At 65.7% G+C, this 24,472-nt stretch carries 11 protein-coding genes; 6 read left to right on the forward strand and 5 right to left on the reverse strand.

Annotation, left to right across the window (positions count from 1 at the left end; genetic code table 11):
• Positions 1-46 precede the first annotated feature (46 nt).
• Positions 47-1,351 (forward strand): 3-deoxy-D-manno-octulosonic acid transferase, encoded by a 1,305-nt coding sequence (locus AX756_RS03495; protein ID WP_068308688.1) that lies wholly within the window; start codon positions 47-49, stop codon positions 1,349-1,351.
• Here the strand turns inward: AX756_RS03495 and AX756_RS03500 are convergent.
• Complete coding sequence (locus tag AX756_RS03500; RefSeq protein WP_068308690.1) at positions 1,327-1,740, reverse strand: VOC family protein; 414 nt, start codon at positions 1,738-1,740, stop codon at positions 1,327-1,329. The two genes, AX756_RS03495 and AX756_RS03500, sit on opposite strands and share 25 nt — an antisense overlap.
• Before the next feature lie 140 nt (positions 1,741-1,880).
• Here AX756_RS03500 and ychF point away from each other — a divergent pair, with 140 nt between their 5' ends.
• A complete protein-coding gene (gene ychF, locus AX756_RS03505; protein ID WP_068308691.1) occupies positions 1,881-2,978 on the forward strand; it encodes a redox-regulated ATPase YchF in 1,098 nt (365 codons plus the stop codon).
• A 6-nt stretch (positions 2,979-2,984) separates the two neighbouring features.
• Here ychF and AX756_RS03510 read toward each other — a convergent pair whose 3' ends face one another.
• A complete protein-coding gene (locus AX756_RS03510; protein WP_068308696.1) occupies positions 2,985-4,211 on the reverse strand; it encodes a glycosyltransferase family 4 protein in 1,227 nt (408 codons plus the stop codon).
• A gap of 88 nt (positions 4,212-4,299) precedes the next feature.
• Entirely contained in the window at positions 4,300-5,919 is a 1,620-nt protein-coding gene (locus tag AX756_RS03515; protein WP_156461380.1) for a glycoside hydrolase 5 family protein, read from the reverse strand.
• Positions 5,920-6,124: 205 nt separating this feature from the next.
• Here AX756_RS03515 and AX756_RS03520 point away from each other — a divergent pair, with 205 nt between their 5' ends.
• The 4 genes from AX756_RS03520 (at position 6,125) to AX756_RS03535 (ending at position 11,915) form a co-directional block, all read left to right on the forward strand.
• Entirely contained in the window at positions 6,125-7,528 is a 1,404-nt protein-coding gene (locus tag AX756_RS03520) for a hypothetical protein (protein ID WP_068308700.1), read from the forward strand.
• A gap of 313 nt (positions 7,529-7,841) precedes the next feature.
• Positions 7,842-10,019, forward strand: a complete 2,178-nt coding sequence (locus tag AX756_RS03525) for a GumC family protein (RefSeq protein ID WP_068308703.1) — start codon at positions 7,842-7,844, stop codon at positions 10,017-10,019.
• Complete coding sequence (locus AX756_RS03530; RefSeq protein ID WP_231700971.1) at positions 10,012-11,193, forward strand: glycosyltransferase; 1,182 nt, start codon at positions 10,012-10,014, stop codon at positions 11,191-11,193. Before AX756_RS03525 ends, AX756_RS03530 begins: the two co-directional genes overlap by 8 nt.
• Positions 11,194-11,237: 44 nt before the next feature.
• Entirely contained in the window at positions 11,238-11,915 is a 678-nt protein-coding gene (locus AX756_RS03535) for a 4'-phosphopantetheinyl transferase family protein (protein WP_068308705.1), read from the forward strand.
• A 23-nt stretch (positions 11,916-11,938) separates the two neighbouring features.
• Here the strand turns inward: AX756_RS03535 and AX756_RS03540 are convergent, their stop codons facing one another.
• Together AX756_RS03540 and AX756_RS03545 are read right to left on the reverse strand one after the other, a co-directional pair.
• The gene (locus AX756_RS03540; RefSeq protein WP_068308707.1) at positions 11,939-14,716 is read right to left on the reverse strand and encodes a condensation domain-containing protein; all 2,778 of its coding nucleotides are present in this window, start codon (positions 14,714-14,716) and stop codon (positions 11,939-11,941) included.
• 5 nt (positions 14,717-14,721) lie between these two features.
• Positions 14,722-24,465, reverse strand: coding sequence for a hybrid non-ribosomal peptide synthetase/type I polyketide synthase (locus AX756_RS03545; protein ID WP_082738918.1), 9,744 nt, complete (start codon positions 24,463-24,465; stop codon positions 14,722-14,724).
• Positions 24,466-24,472 lie beyond the last annotated feature (7 nt).

A 24,472-nucleotide genomic window follows, 5' to 3' on the forward strand; every position in this document is an offset into this window, starting at 1 on the left:
CGCTCCGCCTATCCCGCGCGGGACTGCCTCACTCGGGAACGCCCTCGTGCTCCTTTACCGCATCTTGCTGACCATCGCCGCGCCGGTCATCGCGCTGAAGCTCGCGCTCAGGATCCTGCGCAAGCAAGGCACGCGCGCCGATCTGCGCGAACGGCTCGGGCTGGGCGGCCCGCTGGTTCCGCCACTCGGGCGGATCCTGTGGCTGCACGGTGCCTCGAATGGCGAGCTGACATCGGCACGCCCCCTGATCGAGGCACTTCTGGCGCGCAATCCAGAACTTCGCATCGTGCTCACCGCCAACAGCCTGACAGGGCGCAACATGGCACGCGGCTGGGGATTGCCACGCCTCCACGCCCGCCTCGCACCACTGGATTACCGTTTCTGCCTGAATCGCTTCCTGAAAAGTCACGCGCCCTCTGCCTTGCTGCTGCTGGAGGGGGACCTCTGGCCGAACCGCTTCGAAATCTGCAAGAGGCGCGGCCTGTCCGTCCTGATGATCTCCGCCCGGATCTCCGAAGGCAGTTTCCGCACTTGGCGCCGCCTTCCCGCCCTGTCGCGGTGCATGATGGGGAGCGTGACCCTCCTGTCCGCGCAGGATGCTGCCTCCGAGCGCCGTTTCGTGGATCTGGGCCTGCCGAAGACGGCCTTGGCAGGGCAGGTCACGCTGAAATCCTCCGTCTCGCTCGCCGCGCCAAGCCCCGATGTGCTCGCACCGTTCCGCGAGGTCTTCCACCGCCCCGACACGTTCCTGGCCGCCTCCACGCATGAAGGCGAGGAAGAGCAGGTGCTCGCAGCCTTCACAGGGGCACGGGCAACGCGCCCTGGCCTGAAGATGATCCTCGCCCCGCGCCACACCGCCCGCAGCGCGGCCGTCCGCCAGCTTCTCGACGCCTCCGGCTACCGTTTCCGCACCCGTTCCCTCGGAGAGATGCCCGCGCCGGAAACGGAGATCTTCCTTGCCGATACCTTGGGCGAAATGGCGCTCTGGTACAGCCTCGCCGGACAGTGCTTCGTGGGCGGCTCGCTCGTCGACAAGGGCGGGCACACCCCTTTCGAGCCGATGCAATTCGGTTGCGCCATCCTGCACGGCCCGTTCCTGTCCAATTTCGCCGAACCCTATGCCGCGCTTGCGCAAGCAGGCGGTGCCATCGCCGTGCCAGATGCCGAGGCGCTCGGCGATGCCATTGCCGGGCTCGGCGCTGCGCGGATAGACCAACTGGCCGCTTACGCATGCCGCGCCCTGACGGCCGGAGAAGACAACATCGAGGCGCTGCTTGCCTCGGTGGAACGCGTCCTTCACCGAGAAACCGCCGCGCTCCCGGGGCCTCAACCCGCCGGCATCTCCTCGTAGACGCCCACCATCCAGTTGATGCCGAACCGGTCGCGCACAGTGCCGAAGCCCGGACTGAAGAAGGTCTCCTCGAAGGGCATCGTCACCTTGCCGCCCGCGGCCAGCGCGGCAAAGATCGCCCGGCCCTTTGCGAGATCGGGCGCATCGAGCGAGATCGAACAGCCTGCCATGGGCTCGTATTGCCCCATGTCGTCGCAACCCATCACCGCGCCGCCGGGAATCGCGACCGTGGAATGCATGACCCAATCCGCCTTCTCCGGCGGCATCTCCATCGGCCCGTCGGCAAAGGTCATCATCGCGACCACCTCACCACCGAACAGTTCGGCATAAAAGGCCATCGCCTCACGGCATTCGCCGTCCTTGAACGTCACGTATACGGTCGGGTTCATCGCGCATCTCCTTGTTCGGGGACCCACCCCACGCCATAGCTTGCGCGCCGATTGTAACATGGTTCTGACAACTCGCGCTGCCTTGCGCAGGAACGTTGCTCGGGGTACTTGGCGCCCCAACCAATCCCAAGGAGATCGAGATGGGTTTCAAGACCGGCATCGTGGGCCTGCCGAATGTCGGCAAATCCACGCTCTTCAACGCACTGACCCGGACCGCTGCCGCGCAGGCCGCGAATTTCCCCTTCTGCACCATCGAGCCGAATGTCGGCGAGGTTGCCGTGCCCGATGCACGGCTGGACAAGCTCGCCAAGATCGCGAATTCCAAGCAGATCATTCCCACCCGGATGACCTTCGTCGACATCGCGGGACTGGTGAAGGGCGCGTCCAAGGGCGAAGGCCTCGGCAACCAGTTCCTCGCCAATATCCGCGAATGCGACGCCATCGCCCATGTGCTGCGCTGCTTCGAAGATGGGGACGTGACCCATGTCGATGGCCGCGTGAACCCTGTGGAGGATGCCGAAACCATCGAGACCGAGCTGATGCTGGCCGACATGGAGAGCATCGAGAAGCGCCTTCAGGGGCTCGTGCGCAAACTCAAGGGCAATGACAAGGACGCGATGCAGCAGGATCGTCTGCTCCGCGCGGCGCTCGCGGCGCTGGAGAATGGCCAACCGGCCCGCACCGTCGAGGTGGCCGAGGAAGACCGGAAGGCCTGGGATATGCTCCAGCTTCTGACCACCAAGAAGATCCTCTATGTCTGCAACGTGGCCGAGGACGAGGCCGCGGAGGGCAACGCGCATTCGAAGGCCGTCGAAGCGATGGCCGCCGAACAGGGTGCGGCGAGCGTCGTCATCTCGGCCAAGATCGAGGAGGAAATCTCTCAGCTCGACCCGGAAGAGGCCGAGATGTTCCTCTCCGAGCTTGGGCTGGAGGAAGCGGGCCTCGACCGACTGATCCGTGTCGGCCACGACCTGCTCGACCTGCAGACCTATTTCACCGTCGGCCCCAAGGAGGCCCGCGCCTGGACCATCCACAAGGGCGATACCGCGCCCAAGGCCGCCGGGGTCATCCATGGCGATTTCGAACGCGGCTTCATCCGCGCCGAGACCATTGCCTATGATGATTTCGTCGCCTGCGGCGGGGAGACCGGTGCAAAGGAAGCCGGCAAGATGCGGATCGAGGGCAAAACCTATGTCGTCAAGGACGGCGATGTCATGCACTTCCTGTTCAACACCTGATCCTGACTAGGCTCGCGCGGCCGCCAGCAGGCGGCCGTAAAGCGCGCGCATTTCCTCTCCCCATTGCGGCGGAGACAGTGCCAGAGCGCTCTCGCCGGCAAAGGCGCGTTCGCTCATGCGCCGCATCTCTTCGGCCGGCATGTCGCGCATCTCGATCAGAACCCGCATCAGGTCTGCCTCGTCATTGGCGCGGTAGCTCCAGCCCAACCCTCGTTCGGCGATCTCCTCCGCGACGAGCGCCATGTCCGAGGCGATCACCGGAAGGCCACTGCCCGATGCCTCCGCGGCAACCAACCCGAAGGTTTCCCGCATCCGCGACGGCATGGCGAGTGCGCGGCAAGAACGGGCAATCTCGCCAATCTCCGAAGCTTTGCGCCAGCCGAGGAACTCGACCTGCGGGAAATCCCGCGACAGCTCGCCCATGACCGAGCCATCGCCCACGACAGCAAGCTCCACACCGGCAGCGGTTGCAGCGCGTGCAAGCCGCCGAATGCCTTTCTCGACCTCCACGCGCCCAACAAAGAGCAGTTTCCTGTTCTCCTCGGCCCGGATCCGGTCCGTGGTATAGGGCAACGCCGGGTTGCGCAGCACGGCAAGCCGCTCCTGCGGGATTCCGCCGGAGGTCAGGAATGGCGCCATCCCGGGATGGGCCATCGTCACCGCGCCCCAGGGTAGACGCTGATCGAAGGCGGCGCGCAACCGGTATTGTCGGGCCACGCGCCAGGCCTTCTGCAACCGGGAACGCTTGTCGCATCCCGACAGGATACAGCCCGCCGTCATGGGCACGCGGTTGCACAGCTCGTCCTTTCCGAAATCCATGAAAACGCCGTTCGGGCAGACGATAAAGAAGTCGTGGCAATGCACGACAACCCGCTGCGCGACCGGCCGCAGGGCCGAGAAGACTGCAGGCGACAGGATCTGCGACCAGGCATGCAGGTGGTAAATTGTTCCGTCCGTGTCGTTCTCGGCAATCCAGCCGGCCAGCATGTCCCGCGCGGCGGTGTTGTAGAACCCAAGGCGCATGGCCTCGGAACGTGAGCGTTCAAGCAAAGGTCGCTGGCCAAGCGAGACGATCGTCTCCGCGCCCTCCACAAGCTCGCCCTCGTCACCACAGACGAAGCAAACCGGGATGCCCTGACTGGCGATCTGGCGAACGGATTCCAGCGCGAGCACCGCCGTGCCCCCCTGAACGAAACTCGTATCGTTGATCACCACCACGCGTTCGGGCGTCATAGGCCACGTCTCCGCCTTGCTAGGGCAAGCCTTACCGGAAAGCGACGACGCGCCAAAGGCCGGAAACCGCGGGAAGAAAATGAGAAATTCAACGTGCCTCCTCCGACACCCGCAGGATGCGGAACCGGTACCGGCTGTCATCACCCTCTGTCGTGCCATTGGGACCGACGGTGATTTCCAATTCGTCGCCGTCCCGAAGCTCCAGCGGGCCGTGATCTAATTCACGTTGCGCGGTGACGACCTGTTCCAGAACGGGCGATCCGTTCTTCAGAAGTCCAAGCCGGAGCCCGTCCGCGCTTTGCGACAACGGTGCGAGGGCGATCTGCACCCGAACCGGGCCGCCTTGCGTGGCCACGTATCGGTGGACGATCTCGAAGGGGCGCGCACCGCTGCCCGCTGGCAGAAGGATATCCGGCAGGAGCCGAAGCCCGCCATCGGCATCGGGCGCGCGATAGGGCACCCAGGGCACGCCGCCGCGCTCCTGTCCGGGCCGCGTGCGCAGCGGGTGCTCCCTGCCCTGCAAGCGTCCGAAGCGCTCGAACCCGTCGCCAGCGCTGCGCAACGCATCGCCCGCCGGATAGCCATATTGCAGGAAACTATCGGCCAGAACCTCCTGCGGGGCGAGGTTGAGCTGTTCCACGGCCACCGGCCCACCCGTCGCCTGGAAAAGCAGCGGTTCGCTCTCCGAAAGGCGCAAGGCACCGGAGAGCACCGGAACGCCATCCGGGCCGAACGCCACCAGCCCCTCCGCCGGCGCCACCCCGCGTTCCGCGCCCCAGATCACAAGGCGGTCCTCGCCGAACAGGCAGGCCCGCGTGAACGGGTCCGGTGAGACATCGCGCACCGGTCTACCCTGCAATTCGCGCGCGATGAGCTTGAAGGTCCGACCGACCGGCGTGATCTCGCCCCCGGAGGTCAGCAACGGCGCCAGCCCGTCGCCCCGGTCCGCCAGCGGATACCACACGGCATGGGTCACGCCGGACAGCGCCATCGTGCAATAGTAGCGCATCAGGTAGCCCGGCGCGGCTGCCGCATCGGTCAGGCCGAACTCGGTCACCTCCACCGGCATTTCGGCAAAGGCGGGCATGCGGCGCAGCTCCGCCAACTGGGCCAGGAAGCTCTCGGGCGGCGTGTCATAGGGATGGATGGCCAGCGCATCCATCTGTTCCGCGTCCCCCAACGCCGCCACATGCGCCAGGTAGCCGAGCGGAATGGAATGCACCCCGCCCCCCAACACGCGCACCTCCGGGTCTTGTGCCCGCGCGGCCGCCTTCACATCGGCCAGTTGCGCGACATGGAAAGCCGCGCGCGCCTCAAGGTCCTCCGCCTGCACCGGGCCGGTGATGAAATTCGGGCTGTTGATCTCGTTGCCAACCTCGACCGCCCGGATAGCCGGGAAACGCGCCAGCGCGGCGGCCACGAAATCCGCCTGCGCCTGCATGGCTTGAGAGGTGAAGGGGGTTTGGCCGTCATCATGTGCAGAATGACGGTGATTGACGATCAGGCTCGCCTGCCCGCCATGCGCGGCCAGCGCCTCGGGCCAAAGCGTCATCGGCTGGTCAAAGGAATACTGCCCCGGCCCCTGCTCGACCCGCTCCCAGTATATCTCGTCGCGCAGGGACGTGATCCCGTTCGCCGCCGCCGCCGCGATCAGGTCCGGGCGATCTGTCTGACCAAAACGCGACGCCGCCGCCAGATTCGGTCCCACGAGAGTGACCTCCGCGAGCGACGCGGTGCCGGCCGCGAAGGCTAGAACAGAAAGCAAAGCGCGAAACATGAGCCGTCCGAATTGGGAAAACACAAAGTGGTGCGGCAAACCTGCCGCAGCGCGGGGCTTGTGACAAGCCGGATGCCTTCGCAGCGGGCGATGGGCTGGTATAGCAGGAACACCAACCGCAGGATCGCGCCCAGACATGGAAATCGTTCCAAGCACATTTCTCGCCCTCGCCGCCGTTCTGGCGATGCTGCTGCGCGGCCCCTATGGCGCGGTGTCGATCTTCATGGCGCTGATGCCCTTCGGGGCTGCGGCGGCCTTCAACCTGCCCGCGCTCGGGGGAGCCTCCATCGGCGTGGCCGATCTCGGCGCGGTGGCGATCTTCGGGCTTGTCTGCCTGCTGCCCAACTCGCTGGAACGGATCGCCGGCACCATGCGCCCCTGGCAGCCCGGTTTCTTCCTGTTGCTGCTGGCGCTGGTCTGCGTGATCGCCGCGCTCTTCCTGCCGCGCATCTTTGCCGGCCAGACCGAGGTGTTCGGCATCTCGCGCAGCGAGGGCCAGATCGGTATCGTCCGCCTGCCGCTCACGCCCGGCACCGGCAATATCACCCAGCTTTTCCGTATGGTTCTGGGTTTCCTGACCTTCTTTGCGCTGGCCACGATCCTGCGCCGCAAGCCCGACGAGGGCCTTGTGCTGCGCGCCATGATAACCTGCACCTTGGTCCAGTTCGTGCTTGGTTGGATCGACGTGACCGCCCATGCGGTCGGGCTGCCGCAGATCCTGGACCCGATCCGCACCGCCAATTACTCACTGCTGACCGAGGCCCGCATGGGCGGCATGAAGCGCATGGTCGGCGGTTTCCCCGAGGCCTCCTCCTTCGGCTTTCTCACGCTGGGTCTGTTCGGCTTCTGGCTTCAGGTCTGGATCGCCTCGCCGGCCTCGCGCGCGGCGCCGTGGATGTTCGCGGCCAGCACGATCCTGCTCGTGCGTTCCACCTCCTCGGCCGCCTATGTCGCCGCTGCCGTCTTCCTGGCGACCTTCGCCATCTGGACCCTGCTGACCCGCCTGCGCCGTACCGCCCGCCGCCGCTCGGTGGCCATCGCGGCCACAACCGGAATGCTGTTCTGGGTCGGCGTGCTGGTCATATTCGGTGCCTACCAGCTCGTCTCCCCGGTCACCGAGTTTCTCGACAATGCACTCTTCAACAAGATGGGCACATCCTCCGGTGTGGAGCGGATGAGCTGGAACAGCCAGGCCTGGATCAATTTCACCAATACGCTGACCTTCGGCGCAGGCCTCGGCAGCGTCCGCGCCTCCTCGTGGTTCATGGCCTGCCTCGGCTCCATCGGGCTGATCGGCACCGGGCTCTACATCGCCTTCCTGCTGTCATTCCTGCGCCTTTCCGCCCCGCCCGAACCCGCCTTGCGCACGGCAACGCTGGCCGGACTGAAGTCCGGCTGCCTGGCGCTTCTGCTCTCGGCAATGCTGACCCATGCCACGCCGGACCTGGGCGTGATCTTCTTCGCGCTCTCCGGGCTGGCAGCCGGCCTGTCACGCGGCGCCCTTCTCGAATCGCCCCCCTCCGGCAACCGGAGCGCCTGAAGAATTGCCATCCGGATTTCCACAATCGCCACACCCGACCCGGTATTGTTCAGCGGAGATCCGGATAATTCGACAAAATTCCGACGTGATTTGACTTTACGCCCCCTCGTGGCACTCTGTCTTCGGGTGGGGTGCGTCCGCAGCAATAACGCTGCGCGGCGCTATTCGAGTTGAACGGTTGTAGAATGGTTTATTTCGTGTCCCGGCTGGTGAAACAGCCCACCACCGGTATTCTCAGGAGGCATCGCCCCAAACCTGTCAGGGTTTCCAACGGCACGTGCGCGTGCCACGACAGGTTGCAAGGCGTGCAGGGATGAACAGCAGGATCATGCCATCGGATCTAAGCTCCTTTGCCCGTGCGCGACGCACGCCCCAACCGCAAGATACGGATGCGGTGGATCTGCGCGGGTTGTGGCGGACAATCTGGCGCCGCCGCTGGCTTGTGATCGGCTTCGGCATGGGTTTCGCGATCCTGACCTATTTTGCCGTCAGTTTCCTGGTGACACCGAAATATACTGCCCTCGCCAAGGTCATGCTGGACCCGCGCAAGGCGCAGATCATCACCAACGAGGAAGTCGTGCGCGACCTCGACCTCTCGGAGGAGGTGGTCAATGGCGAAGCCGCGGTGCTGCGCTCCAACGTTCTGATTCAGGAAGTGATCGAAACCATCGGTATCGAGCGCTTCGAGTCGATGACGCCCAAGACGTATGAATGGGTGGCCGATGTCGCCGCCGAGGGCGACCCGGACGCGCTGGCCTATGCCCTTCAGCAGCAGATGCAGGCGGTGATCTACGCGGTTCGCAAGAACCTTTCGATCTATCGCGAGGGCGAAAGCTACGTGATCGGCATTAATACCGAGAACCCGGACCGGTTCCTCGGTGCGGAGATCGCCAATACCATCGCCGACACCTATATCGGCGGCCAGATTTCCGGCCGGGTGGACAAGGCCCGCCGGGCAACGAGCTGGCTGGAAGCGCGGGTCGACGAGCTGCGCAAGGAAGTCGAGGCGGCCGAGATCGCCGTGGCAGAGTACCGCGCCAGGAGCCTGCTGGCCGATGGATCGACGCTGGAAACCGTCACCGATCAGATTGGCCAGCTTGCCGGCCAACTGGTCGCGGCCCGCGCCGATCTGGCAACGGCCGAAGCGAGCCATGAACGGCTGGTAAGCGTCGCCTCGGAAGGCGGTTTCGCGGCAGTTGCCCGCATCGTTACCTCGCCCCTGATCGAACAGCTCAATGCCGAGCGGATCGATCTGGTTCGGCAGGACGACAACTGGGCCGAACGCTATGATGCGAACCACGTGGAGCGGGTGCGGCTTCGGGCCAAGCTGGCGCGTATCGAGGCCGATATCGAGGCTGAGGTCCAGAAGATCATGGAAATCAGCGCCAACGAGTTCGAGATTGCCCAGATCCGCGAAAACACGCTGCAATCGGGGATCTCCGAGTTGGAGGAGCGGATCCAGTCGATCACCCAGAACTCGCTGGGCCTGCGGCAGCTGGAACGCGAGGCGCAGGCTGCGCGCTCGAATTACGAGATGCTTCTGAGCCGCCTGACCGAGACCCGGACCCAGGAACAGCTTCAGGAACCCGATGCCAAGCTGATCGAACGCGCCGTGGTACCTGCCTCGCCCTCCAAGCCGAGGCCGAAACTGCTGGCTGTGATGGCTGGCATTCTGGGCGGCGCGGCTGGGCTGGGGGTGATCTTCGTGTTGGAAATGACGACCCAGACCTATCGCACCGGGCGCGACATCGAATCGGAAACCGGACTGCCGGTGCTAGCCAACCTGCCGCTGCACGAGCATGCCAAGTCTGGCCTGATGGCGGCAACGCGCGCGCTCCGCGATGCCCCCTACACGCTTTATGCCGAGCGGATCCGGCATCTGCGCACATCCCTGCTGATGCGCGACGGAGAGGAGACCTCGCGCGCGATCGTGATGCTCTCCAACGCGCCGGGCGAGGGCAAGACCACGACCGCGCTTGCGCTTGCGCAGATGTCCGTGATGGCCGGGAAATCGGTGATCGTTGTCGATGGCGACCTGCGCCGCGCGACCATGCAGAAGAGCTTCAACTGGGATATCGAGAAAGATTTCGCCGACGTGCTGCGCGGCGACTGCCAGCTTTATGAAGCCGTCTATACCGACCCGGATTTCGGGTTTGATTTCCTTGTCGCCAAGGGCACGCACCCGGACGTGGCAGACAGGTTGTCGGCGCGCAAGCTTGCCCCGATCATCGACGAGCTGAAACTCTTCTACGACGTGGTGATCGTGGACGCCCCGGCGCTGCTGGCCGTTTCCGATGCGCTGGTGCTGGCGCAAGTGGTCGATACCCGGCTGCTGCTGGTCGGCTGGGACAGCACCCCGCGCCGCGCGGTGGCCTCGGGGCTGGCCGGGCTGGCCGAAATGCGGCTCGACATCGCCGGCGTCGCGCTCTCCAAGGTCGACCCCTCCCGCAGTTCCGAGCCGAATATCGAAGGGTATTCCTACGATGCATGACATGCTGGAGCTGCCGGAAAGCAGCCAGGCCGGCGGCATGCGCAACTCGTCGGAGATGCGCGTGGCCCTGATCCATTACTGGCTCGTGGGCATGCGCGGCGGCGAAAAGGTGCTGGAAGCGCTCTGCCGGATGTTCCCGCAGGCCGATATTTACACCCATGTCGTCGTGCCGGAAAAGCTCAGCGAAACGCTTCGACAGCACCGGATCGAAACGACATTCGTCTCGCGGCTGCCGATGGCGGCGAAGCACTACCAGAAATACCTGCCCTTCATGCCGCGCGCACTGGAGCAGCTGGACCTGACCGGCTACGACCTCGTGATCTCGTCGGAGAGCGGGCCGGCCAAGGGGGTAATCGCACCGCCCGAGGCGCCGCATCTGTGCTATTGCCACTCGCCCATGCGCTATCTCTGGGACCAGTACCACACCTATCGAGACGGCGCGGGACGCCTGACGAAACTCCTGATGCCGCATATTGCACACAACCTGCGCCAATGGGATGTGACCAGCGCCGCACGGGTGGATCGTTTCGTGGCCAATTCCAGCCATGTCGCGGCGAGGATCAACAAATATTGGCGTCGCCCCTCCAGCATCGTCCACCCGCCGGTTTTCGTCGAGGATTTCGCCCCGGTCGCGCCGTATGAGCTGGGCGATTTCTACCTCTGGGCGGGCGAACTTGCGCCCTACAAGCGGCCCGATCTCGTGGTCGATGCGTTCAACCGGCTGGGCCGCAAGTTAGTGGTGATCGGCGGCCCCGACGCCACGCGCAAGGCGCTGGAAGCGCAGGCAAAGGACAATATCACCTTCCTCGGTCACGTGCCCTTTGCCGATCTGAAGGCGCATATGGCCCGCTGCAAGGCGCTGATCTTTCCCGGCGAGGAGGATTTCGGCATCATCCCCGTCGAGGCCATGGCCTCCGGCCGCCCGGTTATCGCCTACGGGCGCGGGGGCGCGCTCGACACTGTGGTGGATGGCCAGACCGGGCTGCTTTTCAAAGATCAAAGCGTCGAGGGTCTGCTCGATGCCGTGGAGCGGTTCGAGGCGGCCGGGCTCGACCGGTTAGACCCAGCCGGGCTGGTGGAGCATGCCCGCGGCTTCAACGAGGCGGCTTTCAGATCCGGCATGGTGCGGGAACTGCGCGCGCTCGGCGTTGACGTAGCCACCGCTCACGGCTGAGGATCGGAACCGAACACCCCCGCGGCACGCCAACGGAGAGCATGATGAACAAGACGGATCTCTGGATCTGGTCGCTGACCCCCGGCGAGGACCGGCTGGCCGCGCTGCGCTCCCTTCTTTCAGACGACGAACAAGCCCGCGCCGCACGGTTCCGTCGGGCCTCGGACCGCGTTCATTTCGAGGCTGCCCATGGGCGCCTGCGGGAAATCCTGTCGCTTTATTGCGACCGCCCGCCCGACGCCCTGCATTTCGAGACCTGCGAGAACCGCAAACCCTTCCTGCCCGGCGGGCCGGAATTCAACCTCAGCCATGCGGCCGGTTGGGCCGCGCTTGTGATAGACGACGAGCCAGTGGGCGTGGATATCGAGCGCTTTCGGACGGTGGAGCCGGGCATAGCCGAGCGGTTCTTTTCGCCTGCGGAAGTGGCGGCGCTTGACGCCTTGCCACTAGAAGAGCGCGAGGGTGGTTTCTTCCGCTGCTGGACCCGCAAGGAAGCCTTCGTTAAGGCCATCGGCACGGGGCTGACCATCCCGCTGGAAAGCTTCGACGTCTCGCTCTCGCCAGAACCGTTCCCGACACGGGTCACGATCCGACTGCCCGAGATGGCGGCACAGAATTGGATGATAACTCCCTTTGAACTGGCAACGGATTTCCCCGGCGCCATCGCGACACTGGGGGCGCGGCGGCTACGCTTGCGCGAAACGCGGCTGCCACTTTCCTGACCGTCCCGGGCAGCGAGAGTCCGTCACGCCTTGCTGTCGATCTCCGTCAGGAAATCTTCGATTTCGTGGGCAAAAGCCTCGATTCCAACCCGACGATTGGGGTGATCGCTCACCTCGTCGATATAAACCGTGCGCAGCGGCCCCGTGACTACCTTTTCCCAGCCGATGGAGGGCAGGAAATGCCCCCCCTGCGGTGTGATGTTCGTCACCACATGCAGCACCGGAAGGTCCACCGGCGCGGGGCGATAGGCATCGCGGGCAGCAGAAATACGTGTGATGACGTGTTCCTGAAAGGCTTCAAGATCGGACACGCGGACCCGCTCGATCACTCCCAGCCAAGCGGCCAGTTGCAGGATGCCGGTTGAGCGTACGGCTCCGATCCCCCCCAGGGCAGCCGAGAGCGAAAGCGTCCCGTTGCGCACTGCGCGAATCCGGTTGCGAAGCGCCTGGCGCCGATCCTGCCGGCGAGGGCCGCGATTGCTGCGAACCCAGTCGGTGAATTCCGGCTCCCAGACATCCTTCATGATAACAGCTTGAATCTCGGCCCCTTCGGACTTGAGAATCCGAGCGGCCTCAAGCGCGAGGTTTCCATGCACACAATTGCCATAGACCAGATACGGTCCCTCGGGATGGGCGCGCCGCAGCAGCTTGGCATAGTCGGCGGCATATTCCTCGAAACTCCGGCTGTCGGCATCGGCGACGCCTTCTTCGCCAAACAGACGGACGCATGTCGCCGGCCGGGGCTGTTTCAACGCCCGCACAGTCGACAGGATCAGACCGGCGCTGTTGATCGAGACAAGAGGGGCTTTCTCGCCAGCATCGGTCAAACGCAGGATCTGCCAATCCTCCTCGGTCTGCGACGGGCTGGCCCCGAGCGCTTCGGAAACAACTTCCGCCAGTGCAGGCAGGGTCGCATGCTCGTAGATCGTGGCGATGCCGAGTTCGAGCCCCCATTCCTGGCGTATGCGGGTCAGCAGGCGGACCGCCAGCAGCGAATGCCCCCCAAGATCGAAAAAGGTCGCATCCGGCGGAACATCCGAAACCGACAGGACCTCACGCATATGCGCCCGCAGCCGTTCCCTGACCGTCGGATCAATCTTCACGGGCGGGCTGTCTTCCGGGCCTCGCTCCGGCCGCCGCGCGCCGGCCTTCGGCATCCGCAGGAGGCTGCGGTTGATATCACCGCGAGACGTCCGGGGGAAATCCGCAAGGACCGAAATCCCCTCCGGTTTCGCGCTCGGCAATTCAAGATCGTCGAGATACCGCAGGAGGCGTCCGGGCAGGCTCTCCAGCGGCAACGTACCGGTTTCCTGCGGCGTCACGAAGGCCCAAAGGCGCCCTGCTTCGCCAACGAGCGCAACCTCGTCCACCATCGGATGATTTTCGAGCGCGGCCATCACCGCCTTGCTGTCATCCGTATCTGCCGAGAGGCGCCCGGCGAGCGCCGCGTCCAGCGGCAATTCGGACAGAACAATCTCGGGCCGTTCCAGAGCTGCCTTCAGGCAGGCTTCGATCTGGTGCAGCAACCTCTCCATCGTCTCGGCTTCGAACAGGGCGGATTGGTAGCCAAGCGACAACCGATAGCCAGAGGCGCGACCGACCATGATCATCTGAAGGTCATAGACCGAACCAGGATGGTGCGAGGGCACGGAGATCATCTTGAACCCCTCGAACTGGTACCCCCGCATGAAGGCATCCGCGAGGTTGAAATTCATCGAGATGATCGGGTTTCGGGCCGCATCGCGCCGCGGGTTGAGGCGCTCCACGAGCCGGTTGAAGGGGACGGACTGATGTGCCAAAGCCCCCTCGACCACCTCACGCGCTCGGGCGAGATGGTCGTGCAAGGGGCTCTCGGGGCTGGCCGAAAGGCGCAACACCAGATTGTTGATGAAGACGCCGATCAATGGGTCGAGATCGACATCGATCCGGCCTGCCGTCTGGGTTCCCATGAGGATGTCGGAGGCACCGGTCAGCCGGTTCATGCAGGCCACCACGACCGCGTAGCAGAAGGTGAACGGCGTCACGCCCTCCGCACGCGCGCGCACCTGCAGCGCCTCGCTGAACTCGACCGGCAAGTCGAGATGCAACTCGCGTACCGCCGGCTTCTGCTGCGGTGGGCGGGGCTTGTCGGTTGGCAGCTCGAAATAGGGTGCACCGGCCAGCTGTTCCTGCCACCAGGCGCCCTCTTCCTCAAGCACGCCACTTTCAAGATAGTCACGTTGCCATAGCGCGTAATCGCCAAATTGCAAGGGAAGCTCCGGTAAGACCGGCTCCCTGCCAACCTCGAAGGCGGACGCAGCCTCACCAACCTCGCGCCCGAGCACACCGATGGAATGACCGTCGAAGACGCTCTGATGAGCGGTGAGCAGAACCATCGCCCTTTCGGCCTCCCAGCGCACAAGCGTCGCCCGCAAGAGGCCGGGCTTGCCGAGATCGAAGGGGCGCGCCCCTTCCTCCCGCGCGATGGCGTCGATCCGCGCCATTCGGTCGGCTTCCGGCGTGGTCCGCAGGTCCAGCACGCCGAGGTTGAACTCGACATGACGCAGCACTTGCTGCACCGGTTCGCCATCCCGGTCGAGAAAGCGCGTGCGCAAGATCTCGTGCCGGTCGGTCACAAGCTGAAACGCACGCTGCACGCTGTCATTGGAGACCCGTCCACGCAGTTCCCAGCGAACAGCAATGTTCAGAGCGGGGTTCCCCGGCTCGATCTGGTCGAGAAACCAGCAACGTTGCTGCGTTGTGGTGACCGGGAACTCATCCACGATGGATTCGGGCGGGAAATCGGGAAGATGTTTGCTCATCCGAATTAGTTCCCTTTCGATTGGCTGCGACGGGCGCCGTGCCGGAAATCGCGCAGCGAAGGCCGTGGCGGCGCAGTCACTCCACTGGCGGTGCGCTCGTCGGCGATTGCGGCCAAGGCCCGGATCGTCGGATTGGCGAGCACATCCCGCGCTTCCAGCCCAAGCCCCGCATCGATGAGCCGCGCCGCGATGCGAAAGACCGTAAGGCTGTCCGCGCCGAGCATGTAAAGGTCATCGGTCACGCTGATTTCCTGCTGGCCCAGCACCTGCGCCCAGATCTCGGCGATCCGCCGTTCGCTGTCGGTCTCGGCCACGACGGCAGCCCGGATCGGGTGCACCTCGGCCCGCAAGTCCGGGTCGGGAAGCGCCTTGCGGTCGAGCTTGCCATTCGCCGTCTGCGGCAGGGCAGTCAGATCCACCCAGCCCTGCGGCACCATGTAATCGGGCAGTCTCGTCGCCAGTGTCGTGCGAAGCCCAGCGTGATCGGGCGCCGGCTTGCCCGGATCGGCAACGAGATAGGCCACGAGGCGCTTATCCCCGCCCGGCCCCTCGCGCAGCGCCACCGCGGCGGCGGCAATACCCGGCTCGGCGCGCAGTGCGGTCTCGATCTCGCCCAGCTCGATCCGGTAGCCGCGCAGTTTCACCTGCCCGTCGATCCGGCCAAGCACGCGGATCTGGCCGTCGGCCTGCTGCACGGCGAGGTCGCCGGTGCGATACAGACGCCGCGCCTTGCCTGCGATCCGCACCTCTCGGAACGCCGCCTGCGTCAGGTCCGGCCGACCGAAATAGCCCAGCGCCAGCCCGTCGCCACCGATGTTCAGCTCCCCGATCACTCCGATCGGCGCCAGCTGGTCCTCGGCATCCAGGATATGCAGCTCGGTATTGCCGATGGGACCACCGATGGTGATCGGCTCGCCGGGCCGCAGGCGCCGGATTGCAGACCAGATCGTGGTCTCGGTCGGGCCATACATGTTCCAAAGCTCACCGCCCCCGGCCAGCAACCGCTCGGCAAGGTCCGACGCGATGGGTTCGCCCCCGGCCAGCATCTTCAGCCCGGCACGCGGGGTGAAACCAGCCTCCAGCAGCATGGTCCAGAGCGTTGGCGTGGCCTGCACGATGGTGATGTCCTCCTGCGAGGCCCGTTCCGCGAGCTTGAAGCCGTCCAGCACCTCGCTGCGATCCGCGATGACAACCCGGCCTCCGCAGGCAAGCGGGCCGAACAGTTCCAGCACCGCGATATCGAACATCACCGTCGTGACGGCAAGCACGCTGTCGGCCGCCCCCATACCCGGTTCCGCCTGCATGGAGGTCAGGAAATTGACCACCGCGCGATGCGGGATCTCGACCCCTTTGGGCGTCCCGGTGGACCCGGACGTAAAGATCACGTAGGCCGCCGCCTCGGGATCGACGCGAACCGGGCGCGGCTGGGCACCTGCAACGGCATCCTCCACGAGCAGCGGAGCAATGCCGCTCTCCCCGAGCCATCTCGGCTCCTCGCCGGTAACGAGCACCGCCGAAACCTCTGCCGTCTCGACGATCTGGCGCAGGCGCGCGGGCGGTTGGTCCGGGTCAAGCGGAACATAGGCATGGCCCGCCTTCATCACCCCGATCAGCGCCGCCATCATGTCGGTGCCGCGCGGCAGGGCGACGGCGACACGTGCGCCGGGCTCCGGCAGCAGGGCCTGAACCTGCGCGGCCAGCGCGTCGCTGCGCTTTTCGAGCGCGCCATAGCTCATGAGAACACCGGCATGCTCCAGCGCGATCCGCTCGGGATGCGCGGCGACGGAGCGGGCGATCAGGTCGCTCAGCAACGCTTGCCGGTCGAAATCGATCTCGCTGTCATTGCCAAGTTCGGCCAGGGCGCGTTCATCTTCTGCCGAGACCAGCGGAGTTTGCGACGCCGGACGAGACATGTCCTGAACCATCCCTTCCAGCACGGCGCGGAAGTGGCCGATCCAGCGCTGAACGGTCGCCTCATTCAGCAGGTCGGTATTGTAGTCGACCTCAACGCTCAGCCCGTCCGAAACCTCGGCCATGTTGAAGAACAGGTCGAAATTCACCGCCTTTTTGCCGGTCACGGCAATTTGCGTGGACAGCCCACCCATTTCGAACCGGTCCTGCCTTTTCTCGTAGTTGAACTGGACCTCGGTCAACGGCATCCGGCTCAGCGTGCGCGGGATCTCCAGGGCCTCCAGCAATGCGCCAAAGGTCGTGTCCTGGTGATCGACGGCCGCGAGGATGGCATCGCTCGCCCGCTGCAGGTGCTCCGCCGCCGTGGCGCCCGGCGCTATTGGTGCGCGGATCGGCAGAAGGTTCACGCAATGGCCGACGAGCGCGGTGTCGTCCAGCAGGACCTGCCCGCCGGCAGGAACGGCGAGGATGACGTCATTGGCCCCGGACAGCCGCCCGAGCGTGATCTGAAGCGCGGCAAACAGCGTGGCGAAGAGCGTGCCGCCCTGTTTCGCCCCGGCCTTGCGCACCGCTTTCACCAGATCCTTGTCGAGCAGCGCGACCGTGCTCGCCCCGGCATGGGTCTTGCGCGCGGGGCGCGGGCGGTCCAGCGGCAGTTCCGGCAGCGCGGGCGCCTCCGCCAGAGCGTCCTTCCAGAAAGCGCGCAGCTCCGGGGGCATACCACGTTGTGCCTGTTTGGCCGCATGGGCCGCAAAGGAGGGCGCCTCGGGCAGATCGGCGGGGCGGCCTTCGCAGGCTGCAGCATAGAGCGCGGCCAGTTCCTCGGTCAGCACGCCATAGGACCAGCCATCGCAGGCGATGTGATGGGCCATGAAAGCAAGCACATGGCTGTCCTCTGCCAAACGGTAGAGCGTCATCCGGATGGGGGGATTGCTCACCAGGTCGATCGGCCGGGCTGCGTCCGTGTCGAGCGCTGCCGCAAGCGCTGCCTCGGGATCCGCCTCCTCTCGCAGATCGGCCCGCTCCATGGGAAGGCCGGCGGGCGGATGGATCTCGAAATGCGCCCCCGCGCGGTCGAAGACCATGCGCAGCGCGTCATGGCGCGCCTCCAGCGCATCGAGCGCTTCTTGCAGCGCCGTCTCGTTCAGCTTGCCCGTAAGGCGACAGGTCATGCCCTCGTTGAAGCTCGCCGCTGGCAACTCGCCCATCTGGTGGGACATCCAGATCTCGCGCTGGCCTTCGGTCAGCGGAATGGGCCCGGCGGGTTTGGAAGCGACCACAGCCGGTTGGCGCGGTTCGGCAATGTTGCCCTCCGGCGCCAGGATGCCGACAGATTGCAGTGCATCGAGCGCCGTCTCGAACGCCTTCAGCACGTGGGCGCAATCGGCATCGGTATGGGCCGTGGTCAGGAAGGCGGGGAAGCCGTCGAGCACATGCACGCCCTCAAGCCGCATGAGAGTAAAGAGCAGCGTCGCCCGCGGATCGTGGCGGGAGACGTTGAGCACGTACCAGCTCGAATAGCTCTCGATCAGCTCGGGCAGGCCACGACGGCGGAAGGCCGCGCGCATATCGGACACGAGCCGGTCCATCCGCGCAGGCACCTGTTCGTAGAGCGCAGCACCCGCGCCTTCGAGGTGATCCAGAACCGCTTCCACGGCGGCCAGCACCAGCGGATGGCGCACGAAGGTTCCGGCAAAGAAGGTCGGTGCGACCTCGGGCTTGCTGTCATCGCCATATTGCCAGCGACCGCCATCGAGCGCGTCCATGAAGCGGGGCGCACCGGCCAGAAGGCCGATCGGCATACCGCCGCCCAGCACCTTTCCATAGGTCGCAAGGTCGGGCTTGATGTCCCAGACACCCTGCATCCCGCGCAGATGGGTGCGGAAGCCGGTCACGACCTCGTCCATGATCAGTGCCGAGCCATCCGCTTGCGTAATTTCGCGCAGGCTGCGGACAAACTCCACCGGGCGCAGTTCCGGATGGCGGCTCTGCACCGGTTCGACCAGCACGGCGGCGATATCAGCGCTTTTCTGGCGGATCCAGTCGAGGGTTTCGGCCTCGCCATAGGGCAGCACGACCATGTTGCCGAGCCCCGAGCGCGGGATGCCCGGCGCGATCGGCAGCGCGGTAGGCTCGCCCCCTCGGCTGCGGCCCTTGATCAGCACCTCGTCGAACTGGCCGTGATAATCGTTGCCGAAAACCACGATCTTCTCGCGACCGGTCACGGCGCGGGCAAGGCGCATCGCGGCCATGACCGCTTCAGATCCGGTGTTGCAGAAAGTCACGCGCTCATGGCCGAGCAGCTTGGCCAGCCGTTCGGCGATCGGGCCGGCAAGGTCGGATTGCGGACCGATGGGGAATCCACGCTCCATCTGCGCGGCGACTGCGCGCGCGACGAAATCGGGCGAATGTCCAAAGGCCGTCTGGCCGAAGCCATTGACCAGATCGAGAAGCTGGTTGCCGTCGGCATCCTCCATCCAGGCGCCATGGGCCTTCTCAACCAGAAGCGGGAAGGTCAACTCCTTCCATTCCGGGCGGAAACCGGCACAGGTGCGCGGGTCAGCCAGCACGTCGCGATGCGCGGCGGTATAGGCCTTGGAGGCGGCAAAACGGTCCGAGTAACGGCGGGCCAGATCGTCGATGAACGCCTGCTGCGTCGCATCGATCTCGCCGCCCGAGACATCCGGACCGCGCCCCGTCTTGAACGCTGCCGGTCGCGTGGCGCTGGACGTTTCCGGCGGCTCGGGAGCCACCTTGCGCGGCGATGGAACAGAGGCGCTTTCCTGTGCAGCGGCGGCAGCAACAGGCGCACTCGGCGCGCCCTGCCCCAGAACCCTGAGCTGTTCCGCGATCAGGCGTTGCATGGCATCGAGCTGCGCCGTCATGACGGCGGCGACATCCCCGGTGGGGGTCGCCGCGGGCGGGTGGCCCGGAAGAGATACCGGAGCAGGCGTCACGGCAACGGGTTGCGCGGCCGGGGCCGGCACGGGCTTGGGCGCGGGCGCGGCCTCCGCCGGCAAGACCGTGTCCAGGTGCTCGGCCAGCAGGGCGATGGATGGCGTGTCTGCCAGCAGGCTGCGGAAGGTCAGCTTCACGCCAAAGCTCTTGTCGAGCGCCTGGCTCACCTGCCCCATGAAGAGCGAGTCGAAACCCAGCTCCAGGAAGGGAACGTCCAGATCCGCCTCGTCCAACGCCTCGCCGGACAGATCCGAGAAAAGAACCAGCAATTCGGCGGCCAACCTTTGCGGGCGCGCAATATCTTCAATCTGTTCTTCCATGAAAACCTCGGGCACGGGTACGGCGGCGGCGGGCATGATTGCCGGCGCGGCCGGTGTTTCAACGGGCGGGTCCATCCAATAACGTTGACGCTGGAACGCGGTGCCGGGCAAGGGCACGCGGCGTGCGGCGCGCGGGCCAAGCAGGGCCCAGTCCACCGGCACGCCTGCCGTCCAGAGATTGGCAAACGCGGAGACCATGGAGCACATATCACTATCGGTTTGGGTGTGGTCCGTCAGTGACGTTACAATTCCACCATGGCCTCCGCGGCCAAGCGTCTGCGATGCGAAGGCAGAGAGGGTCCGACCCGGCCCCACCTCGACCAACACGCGAGACGTTTCCTCGCAGGCTACCTGAACGGCTGCCTGGAAGTTCACACAAGCCCGCGCCTGCCGCGCCCAGAAGGCGGGGCTGCGGGCTTCATTCTCTGTCATCCACGCGCCGGTGACAGCCGACACCAGCGGGATTTTCGGCGCGGCAAGCGCTACGCCGGAAAGCTCTTTTTCGAGCGTCTCCACCACCGCATCCATCATCGAGGAATGGAAAGCGTGGGATGTATGTAGCCGTTTCGCCGCCAGCCCGGCCGTCTCCAGCCGCGCCTCCAGCGCCTCGATGGCATCGAACGGCCCGGAGACGACCTGCGCCTGCGGCCCATTCATCGCCGCGAGATCGACACTGTCGTCCAGATGCGCCTCCAGCGCCTCCAGCGGGGCGCGCACCGAAAGCATCGCGCCGGGGGGCTGGTCCTGCATCAGTTGTCCGCGCGTTGCGATGATCCGCAGCGCGGTTTCAAAATCCATCACGCCGGCCAGCGTTGCCGCCGCAAACTCGCCAACCGAATGGCCGATCATCGCCGCCGGCTGTATGCCGCGCGACATCCACAAGCGCGCGCAGGCATATTCGGTCAGAAACAGCGCTGGCTGGGTGATGCGCGTGTCGCGCAATGTGCGCGCCGCGTCCCCGTCCGAGAGCGCTTCCTGCGTGAGCAGCGGCGCGATGTCCTCGCCGAGGATCGGCTTCAGGATCTCTGCGCCACGGTCGATCCAGCGGGCATATTCCGGCTCGGCGGCATAAAGCCCGCGCCCCATGCCGGGATATTGCGCGCCCTGGCCGGGGAACATGAACACCATCTCCGGCACGGATGTGGGTGCCTTGCGCGCGGGTGCGCGCAGCTTGCGCAGTTTTTCCGTAGCCTCCGCAGGGCTCTCGGCGGCAACCGCCGCGCGCCACGGGAAGACACCGCGCCCGTCCTGCAGGGTGCGGGCGGCTTCGGCGAGACTCGGGGCGTCCGGCGCGTCGAGCGCCTCGGCAAGGGCTGTGGCCATTTCCACCAGCGCCTCGGGCGATTTCGCGGAAAGCGGCAGCGCCTGCGCGCCATGAAGCGCCTCGCGCCAAAGCTCCGGCGCTTCTTCCATCACCAAATGGCCATTGGTGCCGCCGACCCCGAAGGAGCTGACCCCTGCGCGGCGCGGGCCGTCGCTCTCCCAGGCACCGGCACGGGCAGGTACATGGAACGGCGTGCCCGACAGATCGATGCGTGGGTTGAGCGTGGTGAAATTCGCAACCGGCGGGATCTCCGCCTTGCGCAGCGCCAGCGCGGTCTTGATGACGGAGATCACCCCCGCCGCCGCGTCCAGATGGCCGATATTGCCCTTGACGGACCCAAGCGCGGTCTTGCCTTTCGAGGCCCCGAACACACGGCGCAGCCCGTCGATCTCGACCGGGTCGCCCAGCGGCGTAGCCGTGCCGTGGCACTCGACGTAGGAAATGCTGGCCGCATCCACACCGGCATCGTTCTGCGCCATGCGGATCGCGCCCGCCTGACCGGCCACCGAGGGCGCGGTATAGGAGATCTTGTCGGCGCCGTCATTGTTGAGGCCGACGCCGCGGATTACGGCGTGGATCGTGTCACCATCGGCCAGCGCATCCTCCAGCCGGCGCAGCACGACGACCCCGGCCCCGTGGCCGAAGACGGTGCCGCAGGCCTGCGCATCGAAGGGGCGCACCACGCCGTCAAGCGAGGCCATGCCGCCCTCCTGCCCGTGGTAGCCGCGCTTCTGCGGGAAGGTGATCGACACACCGCCCGCCAGAACCGTATCGGCCATGCCCGAGCGTAGCGCCTGAACGGCCTCCGCAATCGCGGTGAGCGAGGTGGAGCAGGCCGTGCCGATGGACATGGCAGGCCCGCGCAGGTCCAGCTTGTGCGCGACGCGGGTCGCGACGCTGTCGGTAGAGCTGCCGGTAAAGCGGATATATTCGCCGAGTTGAAAGCTTCCGGTGTAGTCGCGCAACGCCTCGCCCGAGCCGAGCACATTGGCGAGCAGGTAGGTGCTCTGGGTCGCGCCGGCATAGACGCCGATCGCGCCGCCCGAACGTGTCGGATCGATCCCGGCATGTTCCAGCGCCTGCTGGCAAATCTCGAGGAAGATGCGCGCCTGCGGGTCCATCCGCTCGGCCTCGCGCGGCAGGATGCCGAAGAATTTCGCGTCGAACAGGTCGACATCCTCCAGCGCCGGGCGCACAGGCACGAAAGAGGGATCACTGGCAGCCTCGGCGCCCGCTTCCAGCTCTTCAGGACTGTAGCGGCGGATCAGGTTGTCGCCATTGCGGACATGAGACCAGAAATCCTCCAGCGAATTGCACCCGGGCAGGCGCGCGGCCATACCGGTGATCGCGATGGCGCCTTCGGTGGACTCCGCCTGTTTGCGCGGCTGCGCCTCGACCGCCTCCGGCTGAAGCTCGGCAAGTGCTGCCGAGAGATCGCCGAGACGCGGTTTCTCGAAGATCAGCGTGATCGGGAATTTTCGCCCCAGGGCGTCCTCGATGCGGGCATGGGCCTCGATCAGCTGCATGGACGTGCCGCCGGCCTCGAAGAAGGTCACGCTGGGCTCCAGCGGGCCGCATCCAAGGATATCGTCCCAGATCCCGGCGATCTGGTCGCGCAGGGCGGAGGCATCGCGCCCTGCAGGTTTGGCAGGCGATGCGTCGGGGCGTTCCAGCAGCAGCGCCGCCGCCTCGCGACGGTCGATCTTGCCGGCCTTGGTCAGCGGCAGCTCCCTACGCAGTAGAACCTGCTTCGGAAGGGTTGCCGGGTTCGCCATCTCCTCTGCCTGCTCCAGAACGGCGGCGACAAACGCCTTTTCCGAAGCCGCGTCCACCGGCTGCTCCGGGACCATGACAGCGGCGATACGACGGCTGCCGTGATCGGGTTCAATCACCACGACGGCGGCATCCTTTACACCGTCCTGGCTGCGCAAAACGTGCTCGATCCCGTCCAGTTCCACCCGGTGGCCGTTGATCTTGATCTGCCGGTCCACGCGGCCAAGGAAATCATATTGCCCGTCCTCGCGCTGCCGGGCGAGGTCGCCAGTCAGGTAGACAATCCCTTCCCGTCCCGGGCGCGGATCGGGAATGAACACCTCCGCCGTTTTGTCGGGGCGCTTGTAATAGCCGAGCGCCACCGGGGCACCGCCAATAACAAGCTGGCCCATCTCGCCCGCTTGCAGCGGGTTGAGCGCGTCATCGACGACGAAGCTTTCGTGATTGCGGAACGGGTTGCCGATGGGCACCGGGCGGCCGTCCAGCAGATCGGGGGTGACATGACAATAATGCGAGCCGATGGTCGCCTCGGTCGGCCCGTAGAGATTGATGAGCTGGTTCTCCGGCCAGGTCTCCAGCAGCCGCGCCACATGGGTGGACGACATCACGTCGCCCGCGCCGATATTTACCCGCACAGTGCGGAACGCCTCGATCCGGTGCTCGATCAGCATGTGAAAGAGACCGGTATAAATCAGCGCGCCGGCAACCTCATGCGTTGTCATGGCATCGGCGATATCGTCGAGCGAGGGCTGTTCGGCCTCCACCACGGCGATGGCCGCGCCGTGCATGAGCGGTATCCAGATGCAGCCCGAAGACAGATCGCCCGCGAAGGTGCAGGCATGCAGGAAACGGTCGCCCGGACCGAGCTGGTCGAAAAGCGGATCGTCCACGAAAGCCAGAATGCCCTTGTGCGGCAGCAGCACGCCCTTGGGTTTGCCGGTCGTGCCAGAGGTATACATGATATTGGCAAGGTCCGTGCCGCCCGCCTCCGGAAAGACATGGCCCGTGGCATCCTGCGCCAGCGCCTCGGTCAGCGGAACGCGCCCGGCACTCTCCGGCAGGACCTCTTCGGCCAGCTCCAGCCAGCGCTCGGCAACAATCACGGCCGGAAGTTTCAGATCCTCGGCGATGAAATGGATCCGTTCGGCGGCATGGGTCGGGTCCAGCGGAACATAGGCCGCGCCGGCCCGCACGATCCCGAGACAGGCAATGATCGCATCGACGGAGCGCGAGGCCAGCAGGCCGACGGCATCGCCGTGCCCGATCCCGGCCTGTTGCAGCCGGGCCGCGACGCGGTCCGCTGCCGCCGCGAGTTCGGCATAGGAAAGGTGCCTGTCACCCGCCAAAAGCGCGCTGGCCTCGGGATGACGCCGGCAATGGTGCAGGAACATGGCATAAACACCCGTCGCCCGCTCTCCGGCACCGGACGTTTCCATCAAAGCTGTCTTCGTCTTTTCTGACATGTTCCAA

It is taken from the genome of Aliiruegeria sabulilitoris (genome assembly GCF_001558155.1).
In the GTDB taxonomy this organism is placed as follows: Bacteria; Pseudomonadota; Alphaproteobacteria; order Rhodobacterales; family Rhodobacteraceae; genus Tropicimonas; species Tropicimonas sabulilitoris.

Coding starts and splice junctions, on each gene's coding strand:
- AX756_RS03500 (WP_068308690.1), bottom strand. CDS start 1,740: ATGAACCCGACCGTATACGTGACGTTCAAGGACGGCGAATGCCGTGAG.
- ychF (WP_068308691.1), top strand. CDS start 1,881: ATGGGTTTCAAGACCGGCATCGTGGGCCTGCCGAATGTCGGCAAATCC.
- AX756_RS03510 (WP_068308696.1), bottom strand. CDS start 4,211: ATGACGCCCGAACGCGTGGTGGTGATCAACGATACGAGTTTCGTTCAG.
- AX756_RS03520 (WP_068308700.1), top strand. CDS start 6,125: ATGGAAATCGTTCCAAGCACATTTCTCGCCCTCGCCGCCGTTCTGGCG.
- AX756_RS03525 (WP_068308703.1), top strand. CDS start 7,842: ATGAACAGCAGGATCATGCCATCGGATCTAAGCTCCTTTGCCCGTGCG.
- AX756_RS03530 (WP_231700971.1), top strand. CDS start 10,012: ATGCATGACATGCTGGAGCTGCCGGAAAGCAGCCAGGCCGGCGGCATG.
- AX756_RS03535 (WP_068308705.1), top strand. CDS start 11,238: ATGAACAAGACGGATCTCTGGATCTGGTCGCTGACCCCCGGCGAGGAC.
- AX756_RS03540 (WP_068308707.1), bottom strand. CDS start 14,716: ATGAGCAAACATCTTCCCGATTTCCCGCCCGAATCCATCGTGGATGAG.
- AX756_RS03545 (WP_082738918.1), bottom strand. CDS start 24,465: ATGTCAGAAAAGACGAAGACAGCTTTGATGGAAACGTCCGGTGCCGGA.